Origin of the sequence: Phenylobacterium sp. (assembly GCF_036821595.1) — a bacterium.
In the GTDB taxonomy this organism is placed as follows: Bacteria; Pseudomonadota; Alphaproteobacteria; order Caulobacterales; family Caulobacteraceae; genus Phenylobacterium.
In genome coordinates this window covers 1-1034 of the sequence record NZ_DAISJG010000192.1, presented here as the reverse complement: position 1 = coordinate 1034, position 1034 = coordinate 1, and the positions used below count along the sequence as shown (strand labels likewise).

Annotated in this window: 1 protein-coding gene; it reads right to left on the bottom strand. The window is 68.3% G+C overall.

The genetic code is table 11. The features are described from left to right. Nucleotides 1-1034 (bottom strand): CoA-acylating methylmalonate-semialdehyde dehydrogenase (mmsA, locus tag V7Z97_RS20545; protein WP_334165498.1); only part of this gene is annotated, 1034 nt, incomplete at both ends.

The following is a 1034-nucleotide window of genomic DNA, read 5'->3' as shown; positions in this document are numbered from 1 at the left end:
ACGCCGTTGCCGTACTGGTGCTCGCTGGGCAGGGCGAGCGCCTCCTCGAAGGTCTCGGCGCGCACGATCTGCAGGACCGGGCCGAAGATCTCCTCCTGGTAGGTCTTCATGGCGGGCTTCACCTGGTCGAACAGGGTCGGGCCGATGAAGAAGCCCTTCTCGTAGCCCTGCAGGCGGAAGTCGCGGCCGTCGACGACGAGCTCGGCGCCTTCGTCGACGCCCAGCTGGATGTAGTCGGTGACCCGCTTCTTGTGAGCCTCCGAGACCACCGGGCCATACTGGGCGGCCGCGTCGGTGGAGACCCCGACCTTCAGCGTCTCCAGCTCGGCCACGACGCGCTCGCGCACCTCGTCGGCGGTCTTCTTGCCCACGGGCACGACGACGGGCAGGGCCATGCAGCGCTCGCCGGCCGAGCCGTAGGCGGCGCCGATGATGTCCTTGGTCGCCTGCTCCAGGTCGGCGTCGGGCAGGATGATCCCGTGGTTCTTGGCGCCGCCCATGGCCTGGACGCGCTTCCCGTTCGCCGTGCCGCGGGAATAGACGTACTGCGCGATGTCGGAGGAGCCGACGAAGCTCACGGCCCTGATGTCCGGGTGGTCGAGGATGGCGTCGACGGCGGTCTTGTCGCCGTGCACCACGTTCAGCACGCCCTTGGGCGCGCCGGCCTCCATCATCAGCTCGGCCAGGCGGACGGGGACGGAGGGGTCCTTCTCGGAGGGCTTCAGGATGAAGCTGTTGCCGACCGCGATGGCGATGCCGAACATCCACATCGGGATCATCGCCGGGAAGTTGAACGGGGTGATGCCGGCGGCGACGCCCAGCGGCTGGCGCATGGAATAGACGTCGATCCCGGGGCCCGCGCCCTCGGTGTACTCGCCCTTCAGGGCATGCGGGATGCCGCAGGCGAACTCGATGACCTCCAGGCCGCGCTGGATGTCGCCCTTCGAGTCGGCGATGACCTTGCCGTGCTCGGAGGAGAGCAGCTCGGCCAGCTCGTCCATGTTGGCTTCCACGAGCCGCTTGAACTCGAACAT